We start from the raw sequence: 10,855 nt of genomic DNA on the forward strand, positions 1-10,855 counted from the left end.
TCGCCAAAGCGTGACAGTTTCCGCTATGATAAAACCAACCTGTCAGTGCAGGAGGGCGCCGCGTGACGGACAGGAAAAACCGATCCCGAAGATGGGTTTTGCTGGGTGGAGCAGGGGCCATCGCAGCAGGATTTGCCATTCGCCAGTATCGCTTGATTCCCCCGGACTACGCAGGAGGTCACCTGCCGGTTGCTCAGGCCCATAAGCAGGCCGTGTCCGGCGACATTCTACTGGTTGATATCCGGACCCCGCGTGAGTGGCGGGCAACCGGCATTGGCCACGGGGCGCACCCTCTGGATATGCGACGCGAGGATTTCAATGAAGCCTTGATGCAAATGACCGACGGAGATCCATCAAGGCCCGTGGCCTTGATCTGCGCGCGTGGCGTTCGATCCGCGCGGCTCAGCAATCAACTGACCGAGGCTGGATTTACGAACATCATCGACGTGCCCGAAGGGATGCTTGGTTCTGCTGCCGGGCCGGGGTGGGTACGCGCCGGGTTGCCGGTCAAGGCTTTCTCTGAGGGGACGTGATGAAAACGAATTACTGGTTGTCTTTCTGTTTGGCAGTTACAGGGCAAACGGCCTTTGCGGCCTGCGGGATTGTCGAGGGAACATGCGAAACCTTTTCCGGCGAATACCACATTGAATTGCCTGACGCCGAAAATCCGCCATTGGTGGTGTTTCTGCATGGATATGGCGGCAGTGGTGCGGGAACACTGAAAAATCGCAGCATGGTCGAGCCGTTGCTGGCCCGTGGCTACGCGGTCATGGCGCCGGAAGCTTTGGAACGGGTTGATCGGGGCGGCACGAAAAGCTGGAATTTCTATCCAGGGTTCGGAGACCGTGACGAAACCGACTTTCTGGGCGAAGTCGTGGACGACGCAGCAGCCCGGTTCGGTATCGACAGCGAGCGTGTGGTCCTGGGTGGGTTTTCCGCCGGTGGGTTCATGGTGAACTATCTCGCCTGCGACGCGCCCGAGACATTTTCGGCTTATGCACCCGTTTCAGGTGGGTTCTGGCGCCCGCATCCGGAAGACTGCGCAGGGCCGGTGCGCATGTTTCATACACATGGCTGGACCGACAATGTGGTTCCGTTGGAGGGGCGGTTACTTGGTGGCGGGCGCTATCACCAAGGCGACATCTTTGCGGGTTTGGAAATCTGGCGTGTTGCCAATGAATGTGAGGATACCAAGCCCAGCGGATTTTCCACCACCGGGCAATTTATGCGACGCAACTGGATGGGGTGCGCCGAGGGCAGCGCGTTGGAATTTGCGCTGTTCCCCGGCGGTCATACCGTGCCAGTCGGCTGGGCGGATATGATGTTGGACTGGTACGAAGGCCTGCCCGGCGGCTGACTTATTCCGCCGGTGTCATGCGGCCTTTGCCTTCGATCAGCCGTTTCAACTCGTCCCGATGACGACGGGCAGACCGGGTGATGGCCGGTTCGGAAAAGTCTTCGCGCATTCCGACCATTCGGCGGGCAGCCCCGGCAGACACACCGCTGAGCGCCGAAAGCGGGATCGCCAGTGCAAGGCTGATCGCGATCGGTGCCAGCCAGACCGAAACCAATCCGGCCAGAATACCAACGCTCAGGGCGAAACCGCTGACCGTTTCCAGAGCGTGGCACAGGATCAGCGTGCGCAGACTATAACGGCCTCCGTCACGCGCCTGCGGAGACCACCCCTTTTGGACGCCCAAAGCGGTCCGGAATACGGCGATCATCTGTTGCACCATCAGAATCGGGGCATAGAGGATCGACAGTAGGACCTCGAAGAGGAACGAGGTGAAGAACCGGCGCCAGCCGCCGAAATCCGAATAGCGCACACCGCTCAGCGGCAGTGCGGCCGCGCCCAGAACCTTGGGGGCCAGCAACATGGCGTACATGACCAGTATGATCAGCACGTGGCGTGTCTCGGTCATTTCGGGCCATTGCGGGAACAGCGGATTGTCAGGGCTGAAATAATGCAGCACCGAGGCTTCTTCACCTTGTCCGATGAGCGCCCACATTAACAGCAGCGCAAACCACAGCGGCGACATCAGATAACCGACCGCGCCGTGGAACATGTGAAACCGCGAGACCGAACGGAACCCGCGCGAACCCAGCAGCTTTAGATGTTGCAGGTTCCCCTGACACCAACGGCGATCCCGCATGGCATGGTCGATTAGAGTGGGGGGCGTCTCTTCGTAAGAGCCCCGGATACGCGGCAGAAACCGCACACCCCATCCAGCGCGGCGCAACAATCCGGCCTCGACGAAATCGTGGCTCATGATCAGCTTTTCCTGTCCGGTCATCGAGCGCAGTTTGGGCAGGCCAGCACAGGTGGCAAAAGCCTTGGTGCGGATGATGGCATTGTGGCCCCAATAGTTACCCTCTTGCCCGCACCACCGGGCCAGACCTTCGGCAAAGGCGATACCGTAGACGCCGTTGGCGAACTGCTGCATCCGGGCAAAGACCGACTGCGCGCCAATCAGTTGCGGGTAGCTCTGGATCAGACCCGCGCCGGGGTCACGGGCCAGCGAGTCCGTCAGGCGGGCAATCGCGCGACCTGTCATCAGGCTGTCCGCGTCCAGAACCAGCATCGCGTCCCAATCCGCGCCCCAGCGGCTGACCCAATCGGCGATATTGCCCACTTTGCGGTCCGTATTCTGTTCGCGTCGGCGATAGTAGAGTTTCAGGTCTGGCGCCAGCGTGGTGCGCAGTGCCTCGATGCTGGCTTGCTCTTGCGCAGCGATATCCGGATCACGGGTGTCGGACAGGATGAACATGGCATATTCATGCTGACCGCCACGCGCGCGCAGCTCTTCCAGCATGGTACGCGCATTGCCCAGCACGAACCACGGCACTTCATTGTAGGTTGGCATCAAAAGGGCGACGCGCAGCGATTGCGCGCGTTTTTGTCTAACTGGACGTTCCTGACGGGACAGGGATGCCATACCCAAAAGTACAGTGCAGACGGTAAATGAAATCCAGAAAAAATTGAAAGAAATCAGGACCAGAAGGATAGCTTCGGCAAGATTGATACCCTCGGCCCCGAACCAGTCACTCATGACCCACAGCAGGCCCAGTGTCGCCGCCATTGCCGGAGAGAATACAAGTGCGCGCCAGAACCCGGCAGACCGCCTTTGACCTTCAGGCACTTCGGCGTCCCGGAACCCGGCGCTGAAGTCCTGTGCGGGCATGGCCAGCGGACTCTCAGGCGGCATGATATGCAGATCGCGGTTCATGTCGTCCAGCGGTACAGCCACACTTCGGAGGCTGGTTGTTTGTCGACCAGAAGCTGCGCGCGCAATTCGACATAGTCCCGATCACCGGGCTGGAACGAAAACGCCAAACGCACGCCTCCGGTATCCGGGTTGCGCTGCAAGACGCCGTCCGATGTTTCGGCATGGGGGGAATTGGCGAAGATGGTGACGGCGTCCAGGTCGTCGAACAACTCGCTGGGTTCGAAATCGATCACGGCCAGACGGCCTTCGCCAAACGTGTTTTCCCCCATGGCGGTGTTGATGACGCGCGGCATTGGCGTGCGCTGGGGGTCCTCGCCCCAGATCAGGCGATAGCTGAGATCAACCTGGCTGCCCGCGGAATAGGGTGCAGCGGGCCGCCAATAGGCGACGATATTGTCATAGATTTCCTGATCGGCGGGAATTTCGACCAGCGTTACCGTGCCTTTGCCCCAATCTGCGCCGGGTTCGACCCATAGGCTGGGACGCTTGTGGTAATTCGCCTCGAGATCCGCGTAGTCCGAGAACGCGCGCTTGCGTTGCATCAGGCCGAAACCCTTGGGATTGGTGTCCACAAACGACGAGATTTGCAGGCGGGTCGGGTTGGCCAGTGGCCGCCAGATCACTTCACCCGCACCGTTGCGGATCAAAAGCCCGTCGCTGTCATGAACAGCAGGACGGAAATCGTCGAACCGGCTATGGTTGGTCTGGTCGAACAGGAACATCGAGGTGCCGGGCGCGATGCCGACATGATCCAGCTCGGTGCGTGGAAACAGGGTGGCTTCGACATCCATGATGCAATCAGCGCCTGCGGTGACATTGAACCGATAAGCCCCGGTCACGCTGGGACTGTCCATCAGCGCGTGCACCACCATGTTGCGCTGACCCGGTTCCGGGCGTTCCAGCCAGAAGCGAATGAATTCGGGGAATTCCTCACCATCAGGATCGCCGGTCTTCAGCGCCAGTCCACGCGCGGACAGGCCGTAGACCTCGTGCAGGCCAATGGCACGGAAATAGCTGGCCCCCTGCCAGACGCAGAATTCATCGGTTTTGCCCGGGCGGTGCATCTCGGTGCGCAGGCGCAGGCCTGAGAAGCCTAGGGTTTCGTCGATGGGCAGCGTCGGGACTTCGTCTGACTTGTCGAACATGTCCAGATCGAACGGCACCGGTTTTGTCATGCCGTTTTCAATTGTCGACACTTTCACCGTGCGCGGGAAATACAGGCCGGGGGTAAAGAAATCGACGTTGAAGGGCGTCTCGGTCTCGTACCACAAGGCCCGATCCAGCCGAAACCGGATGGACCGATACTGCGTATACGTCAGGTCCTGCCATTCCTTCGGAACCATTTCGCGCTCGGCATAAGGGCGGCTGGCCAGGTCGCGCGCGAGGTCGATGACGTGAGAGCGATCAAACGGCACGTCTCCGCCCGAGGCAAAAGTGGCGGGCGCCAGAAACAGGGCGGACGTTGAGGCCAGAAATGCGCGTCGCGTCAGAATCATTTCTTTATTTTCCAAGGCTGTGACTTGAACCAGGCGGCTAGATAGGCCACTGCGATGATCATGGCAAAGCCAGTTGTGTTGGCGACAAGCACGGTGGCAAAATCCCGCCCAGCGTGATCCAGGGCGACGCCGATCAACCGCGCAGCTGCCATTGAGAAGACGAATACGGCAAGCGATTGCTGACCCACTTTGGTGATCAATTTTAAAACCACCTGCCAGATCCGCGCGCCAAGGCTGTGACCCGTCGCAATCAGCCTGTGACCATGCTCACCGGCGGCGACCCAACCCAGATAGGCCAGCGACAGGAAATGGATGTAGCGGAACAGACCAAACTCGGTCTTGCCGCGTAGTTCCTTGGTCAGGGGCCAAAGTTCTCGGATGTTTTCGCCCAGCCCCGGGGCTGCGGCCTCGACCCAAAGGAAGACCTTCCAAGACCCGATGGGCGCGGACAGGACCAGAAATGCAATTGCCGCCCAGATCAGGGTCTTTGAGACGGGTGGGGCAGGAATCCAGCCGCGCATGAAGGCAAAGCCGGTGAAGAACAACAACTGCCATCCGAATGGGTTGAAGAACCATTGCCGGTCAGACCAGGGCTCGGCCGGTAGCGCCAGCGCGCCGGTTTGCGCAACAAGCCAAATGCCAACACACACTGCAGCCATCAGCCAGAAGTTGACGCGATAAAGCGCCATGTAGAGCGGCATCATGGCCAGAACCACCAGATACATTGGCAGAATGTCAAAGTAGTTTGGGACATAGGTCAGGGTGAAAAGCCCGACGATCTGCGGCGCAGGGTCGTTGAAAAAATGCTGCAGATTCAGGGAAGAGATGTAAGTTTTCTCAAACGCTCCGGTTTGGTCCAGTGCGGCCATGCTCATGGCGACAAAGAAGAACAGGCAGATATGTGCCCAGTAGACCTGCCAGATGCGGAATGCCACCCGGGCGGTACCCATCCACCAGCCCGTGCGCAAAAATGCGCCGCCAAAGGCGATGGCCGAGGCCATGCCCGAGCAGAAAACGAAGATTTCGGTGGCGTCGGAAAAGCCAAATCGCGCTGGTATCCAGCTTGTCCAGGGGTTGCCGGGAACATGTGCAATCAGGATGATGAACATCGCGATGCCGCGATAGAAATCGAGGCGCGGGTCACGCACGGTGGCAGGGGCTGCCGCAGGGGCAGCCACTGGCGCAAAATCAGAAGCGGGCGATACAGTCGCCATACGGTTTCTGTCCTTCTTGGTCTTTTTTGTTATTCAGCCGGGACGCTTTGTGCGTCGCCGTTGTCGCGGGCCGAGTCGATCAAGGCCCGGCGCGCCAGTGCATAATTGTCCTCACCCCCGGCGCGTTTGGCGCGGCGGTCATCCAGTATACGCTCGACGGCATCCAGACGGCCCGCCCGCAGGCCGGAATCAATCGTGATGCGCTCGAATACATCACGTTGCGCGTGGCTGCCACCGGCCAGTTGCATACCGGCACGCGCGGTCGACAGGAAATCGAAAGCCGCGCCGTAGAGCCCGTCGCCAAACGCCTCAAGCCCCTTGGCGGCTGCAATGCCCGGATCGGACATACGGATCGGCGTGTCACCCTGATTGCGCTGCGCATCTTTCTGGATGCGCTGCAACATCTTTGCGGTTGCATCCGAACGATTGTCACCCGTCAGTGCCAGTAGATAGTGCAGGTCAGCGAAGATCAGGCAGCCATCTTCGGTGCGGGCCGCGCTGAGGTCGGCCAGTTCTTCCCAGCGGTTGCCGACATTGATGCCCTCTAGCTCCATCCGCGACAGCAGCGAAGTCGCGTTGGAGATGTCGCGGTAGTCATCGGTCTTGTCCTTGCGGATGTGCCGATCATACAGATCGATCACCTGATCGACCTGACCCAGATCCAGATGCATCAGCGCTTTGTGCCACCAGACGTGATAGCGGAAATTGTTGCAATGGGCCCAGGCATCCTCGCGCCCGGCCAACCAGTCCAGACCGGTTTGCGCGTTGCCTGTCATTTCGTGGACATGCGCAACGGCGTGCAGCCCCCAGGCATCGTCCGACACCATCCATAGCGCCTGACGCCCGGCGATCTCGGCTTTCTCATAGGCGCCGGTTTCTTCGAGCGCGAAGGAATGGCATCCCAGCAGATAGCCACGGCCTGCATGGTCGGGTTCATAGGCGGGCATGACGCGTTCAATCGAGCGGCGCATGCCTTTGGCATCGCCCAGCACGAACCGGGTGGCATGGCTGAGCTTCATCGCCAAAGTGTCCGTGGGGTGAGAGCGCAGGACCTCTTCAAACTTCTGGATCGCTTGCGACGGCAAATCTGCCAGATAGAGCGACAACGCATCCACAAAGAGTTGCTCGCGGGGCGAGACGGGCTGGCGTTTCGTCGCCTCTTGGGCAGCCGTCAGTGCGTCAGTTGCAACCGGCAGCATCTCGCGTCGGCCCAGCAGAACCATGAAAAGCCCCTTGACCGCATGACCCAGTGCGAAGTCCGGCTCAAGCTCGAGCACCTTCCCCAGGTGCTGAGGGGTGATTGCCGCGTGCGCCATGAACCCAAGCAGAACACCATCCCACGCGTCGACAGCTGCCGGGTGGCTGAGGGTGTTCATTTGTCCAAAAACGTCTTGCTTCATGCCTGGGTCCAATCTGATTGCGATATCTGACACTTTTCGATCTATCAGAGTGTGCGGGCGGGTCGTAACAGTATCGACCCTGCTCTCGAATTGGTGAAAACGCGTGTGTGCAAAAAACGAAAAAAACCGCCGATTCAAGGGCATGTTTCAGCAACTTGCCGCCGAAATAGGCAAGTGTTTCAGTCTTCAAAAGGGTTTTCAGCGCCCAGAACGGCCTCTGTGTCCGCCCCAAATGTCGGTGGTGCGTGTCGATAGGCAACAGGCGTACGCGACAGATTGAGAGGATTCCCGATCAGATTTACCTCACCCGGTTGAGCCTGCATGGCGATTTTCATATGCCGCGCGGCGACCTGATCGGTGTCGAAGACCTGATCCAGCGTTTGCACGGGACCGACCGGAACCTTCCGGGTTTCAAGTTCGGAAATGACGGTCGCCGTCGGGTACGCTCGCAACGCCGGGCGCAGGACCGCGTTCAGGGCTTCCCGGTTTTCCAGACGTGCCGGATTGCTGGCAAAGCGCGGTTCGTCTGGCAGTTCGGAATGGCCGATGAATTCGCAGAAACGCCGGAACTGGCTATCGTTGCCAACAGCCAAAATCACGTGGCCATCTGAAGTTTCATAAACTTCATAGGGGACGATATTGGGATGCCCGTTGCCGCGCCGTTGGGGAACCTGGCCCGACGTCAGGTAGTTCGTGCCTTCATTGATCAACCAGGCCACCTGCGCATCAACTAGCGCCAGATCAATCTGTTGCCCCTCACCGGTGAGGTCGCGATGTCGCAGCGCCGCCAGAATACCCACGGTCGCGTACATGCCGCACATGACGTCGGCGATACCCACGCCGACTTTCATGGGTTGACCGTCGGGATCACCGGTCAGGGACATGATCCCGCCATAGCCTTGCGCCATCAGGTCATAACCGGGTTTGCTGGCGTTGGGCCCGGTCTGCCCGTAGCCCGAGATCGAGCAGTAGACGAGCCCCGGCAGATCCCCGGACAAGCTGTTGTAGTCCAGCCCATATTTGGCCAGGCCGCCCGGTTTGAAGTTCTCGATCAGAATATCGGCGTGCGAGGCGAGCCGCTTGATTTCCGCCTGACCCTCGGGTGTTGCGATGTCGATTGCGACGGATTTCTTGTTGCGATTCGCTGACATGAAATAGGCGCTCAGGTCCGAGCGGTTTCCGTCTGCGTCTGCGATATAAGGGGGACCCCATTGCCGTGTGTCATCACCGCCCGTGGCCGGGTTTTCGATCTTGATCACACTTGCGCCCAGATCACCCAGCAATTGCGTGCAGGTCGGACCAGCCAGAATGCGCGACAAATCCAATACCTTGACGCCCTTAAGTGGTCCCTCAGATCCGGCCATCATATTCTCCACGCTCGATCTCGGCGGCGATGACGGTGAAGCGGTCAGCCTTGACGGCTTCTTTCAGCGCCGTCCGCAGTTCTGCGCGGTTGCGAACGGTATGTCCATAGCCGCCGAACGCACGGCCCATGGCAGCAAAATCGTGGCGATCAAAATCAACACCCTTGTTGCCCATCTGGCGCTGACGCTGTTTCAGCTCGATCAGTGCGAGGCTGGCATCGACAAAGACCAAAAAGATGGGATTGCCGCCCATTTCAGCGGCGGTCGACAACTCTCCGGCCACCATGAGGAATCCGGCATCGCCCGAGAAGCTGATCACAGGGCGGTCGGGTTCGGCCAGCTTCAGGCCCATTGCCATCGGCACCGCGCATCCCATCGTGCAGAGCGCCGAAGACTGGATCAATCCGCGAGGTTCCGAACACTCCCACATCTGGCTCAGCAGGATGCGATGCGCGCCGCTGTCCGCTGTCGCCAAAGTGTTGGATGGCAGCATGGCGCGTGTTTCGGCGATCACACCGGCCGGCCCCCAGTCATCATCCTGCGGGAATGCCTGTGCCAGAGCTGCCTTGACCCGGGCAGGCGCACCATCGGGCCATGTGACGCGCGCGGGGTTGCCCTTGGCGATAGCCTCCAGTGTCTGTCCGGTATCCGCCACCAGATTCAGCCCGGCCTGATGCATATAGTGGTCGTTGACCACCGCCGAGATGTCGATGACACGTTTTTCCTCGGGGTCCCAGATCTCGCGCCAGCCGGGGCGCATTTCGATTGGGTCATAACCCAGACACAAGACCAGATCGGCCTGTTCCACCAAAGGCACAAGATGCGTGTCAGCCAGCGGCGACAGACCGGCACCGCCGAGGCAAAGCGGGTGATCCTCGGGCACGATTCCCTTGGCCTTGTAGGTGGTTAAGAAGGGGATGTTGAAGTGCTCCAGAAACGCCTGAACGACGCTGCGCGAGTCGTCATACAGGACGTCGAGACCGACGATGGCCAAGGGGCGCTCGGCCTCGGCGACCCAGCGCCGGGCTTTTGAAAGGCAGTCGCCTTCGGGCGACACGGCTGCGGGTTTTGCCAGACGACGCCGCTTGGTTGACGGCACCCGTGTGTCCGCGACCGAGATCGGCACGTCGATATGAACGGGACCCGGGCGGGGTTGGTTTGCAAGAGAGACGGCCCTATCCGCGACAATATCCGCACCCTCGGCGGTCAGCAGATAAGTGGCTTTGGTGATCGACCGATAGATCTGGCTGTGATCCATCACCTGATGAGTGTATGTCAGCGCCTCATCCGCATCCACACAGCCGGTCAATACGATCATCGGCACGCGGTCCTGAAACGCATTGGCGACGACATTGATACCGTTCATCGCTCCGGGGCCAAGGGTTGCCACCAAAATGGCCGGTGCGCCATCGCGGTGATGCACGGCTTCGGCCATAAAGCCTGCGGCGTTTTCGTGTTTGGTCAGATGAAAGGCGATACCGGCCTGTTCCAGCGCGTCGACCAGCGTCAAAACCTCGCCGCCCGGCATTCCGAATGCATGACGGCAGCCCGCCTCATACAACCTTTGGGCCACAAGGTCCGCAGCGCGGGGGGAGAGGTCCTGCATCAGTCATGCTCCGAAATAGACTATGCAAGGCAAATGTCTGACATCCCCTGCGGTGGCAAGGCAGATCACGCCAGTGTGACTAATTGACTGCGGATTCAGCTATGGTTTCGAACTTTGCATCCAGTTCTGCAGCGATCATTGACAGGGCCTCGCCACCTTCAGCGGCATAGGGTTCAAAGACAAAACTGGGTGTTTTGTAGGATAGGGTCGCCGTGCCGTCATTGTTTTCGGTAACATACAGCCGGATCGGTGCTTCGATCATCGCTGCGGTCGAGGTTTCCAGAACACGCACTGCATAGTCATTGTTGAACACCCCAATGACCCGGTTGCCCGGAATCGTGATGCCACGCGCGGCGGCGGCTTTGGTCGGACCGGCCTGGGTGACCACGATCAATCCGTTTGCCTTAACGGCTGTTTTGGTGTCCGCAACCAATGCGTCATAGGATTTGTTCGTTTCAAACACGGCCCATCCCGTCAGAGGCTCTTCGGCCCACGCGGGTAGCGCCAGCAAACAGATCAAAACGCTCAGAGCTTTCATTGGGAGGCCT

The 10,855-nt window shown here is 59.7% G+C and carries 9 protein-coding genes; 2 read left to right on the forward strand and 7 right to left on the reverse strand.

Annotated elements, in window-relative coordinates:
• The first annotated feature begins 62 nt into the window (after nt 1–62).
• Both ACR0L4_RS10890 and ACR0L4_RS10895 read left to right on the forward strand, forming a co-directional pair.
• Entirely contained in the window at nt 63–533 is a 471-nt protein-coding gene (locus ACR0L4_RS10890) for a rhodanese-like domain-containing protein (RefSeq protein ID WP_480512875.1), read from the forward strand.
• Nucleotides 533–1,357: a CE1 family esterase gene (locus tag ACR0L4_RS10895; protein WP_480512876.1), complete on the forward strand. Its 825-nt coding sequence runs from the start codon at nt 533–535 to the stop codon at nt 1,355–1,357. The genes ACR0L4_RS10890 and ACR0L4_RS10895 overlap by 1 nt, the downstream gene beginning before the upstream one ends.
• Nucleotide 1,358: 1 nt before the next feature.
• Here the strand turns inward: ACR0L4_RS10895 and mdoH are convergent, their stop codons facing one another.
• The 7 genes from mdoH to ACR0L4_RS10930 all read right to left on the reverse strand — a co-directional run bounded on the left by mdoH (nt 1,359) and on the right by ACR0L4_RS10930 (nt 10,845).
• Nucleotides 1,359–3,227 carry a glucans biosynthesis glucosyltransferase MdoH gene (mdoH, locus tag ACR0L4_RS10900; protein WP_480513220.1) on the reverse strand — a complete coding sequence of 623 codons (1,869 nt, stop codon included), beginning with the start codon at nt 3,225–3,227 and terminating at the stop codon, nt 1,359–1,361.
• Nucleotides 3,224–4,723: an OpgD/OpgG family glucan biosynthesis protein gene (locus ACR0L4_RS10905; protein WP_480512878.1), complete on the reverse strand. Its 1,500-nt coding sequence runs from the start codon at nt 4,721–4,723 to the stop codon at nt 3,224–3,226. The genes mdoH and ACR0L4_RS10905 overlap by 4 nt, the downstream gene beginning before the upstream one ends.
• Complete coding sequence (locus tag ACR0L4_RS10910) at nt 4,720–5,937, reverse strand: OpgC family protein (protein ID WP_480512880.1); 1,218 nt, start codon at nt 5,935–5,937, stop codon at nt 4,720–4,722. The genes ACR0L4_RS10905 and ACR0L4_RS10910 overlap by 4 nt, the downstream gene beginning before the upstream one ends.
• Before the next feature lie 29 nt (nt 5,938–5,966).
• Nucleotides 5,967–7,337, reverse strand: a complete 1,371-nt coding sequence (locus ACR0L4_RS10915) for a tetratricopeptide repeat protein (RefSeq protein ID WP_480512882.1) — start codon at nt 7,335–7,337, stop codon at nt 5,967–5,969.
• A 179-nt stretch (nt 7,338–7,516) separates the two neighbouring features.
• Nucleotides 7,517–8,701, reverse strand: coding sequence for a CaiB/BaiF CoA transferase family protein (locus ACR0L4_RS10920; RefSeq protein WP_480512884.1), 1,185 nt, complete (start codon nt 8,699–8,701; stop codon nt 7,517–7,519).
• Nucleotides 8,688–10,307, reverse strand: a complete 1,620-nt coding sequence (locus ACR0L4_RS10925; protein WP_480512886.1) for a thiamine pyrophosphate-binding protein — start codon at nt 10,305–10,307, stop codon at nt 8,688–8,690. The genes ACR0L4_RS10920 and ACR0L4_RS10925 overlap by 14 nt, the downstream gene beginning before the upstream one ends.
• A 79-nt stretch (nt 10,308–10,386) precedes the next feature.
• Nucleotides 10,387–10,845, reverse strand: a complete 459-nt coding sequence (locus ACR0L4_RS10930; RefSeq protein WP_480512888.1) for a DUF302 domain-containing protein — start codon at nt 10,843–10,845, stop codon at nt 10,387–10,389.
• Nucleotides 10,846–10,855: the final 10 nt, after the last annotated feature.

It is taken from the genome of Ruegeria sp. AB5 (assembly GCF_056542645.1).